Source organism: Burkholderia sp. Bp9099 (assembly GCF_003857805.1).
Taxonomy (GTDB): Bacteria; Pseudomonadota; Gammaproteobacteria; order Burkholderiales; family Burkholderiaceae; genus Burkholderia.
Genome location: NZ_QTPU01000109.1, coordinates 1 through 423 on the forward strand (window position 1 = coordinate 1; position 423 = coordinate 423).

At 62.2% G+C, this 423-nt stretch carries 1 protein-coding gene; it reads left to right on the forward strand.

All coding sequences use genetic code 11. The annotated features are described in order from the left end of the window. Positions 1-423 (forward strand): isochorismatase family protein (locus tag DIE17_RS37145; RefSeq protein WP_124524145.1); only part of this gene is annotated, 423 nt, incomplete at both ends.

Sequence of the window (423 nt, forward strand, 5' to 3'; positions counted from 1 at the left end):
CCGAAGCTTGAAGTACTCACTCCGCACAACAGCCAGCTGATCTTCATCGACCAGCAGCCGCAGATGGCGTTCGGCGTGCAGTCGATCGATCGCCAGACGCTGAAGAACAACGTCGTCGGCCTGGCGAAGGCCGCGAAGGTATTCAACATCCCGACCACGATCACGACCGTCGAAAGCGACAGCTTTTCGGGCCACACGTATCCCGAGCTGCTCGACGTGTTCCCGAACCAGAAGACGCTCGAACGCACGTCGATGAACTCGTGGGACGACCAGAAGGTGCGCGACGCGCTCGCCGCGAACGGCCGCAAGAAGGTGGTCGTCTCGGGCCTGTGGACCGAAGTCTGCAACACGACGTTCGCGCTGTGCGCGATGCTCGAAGGCGACTACGAGATCTACATGGTCGCCGACGCATCGGGCGGCACG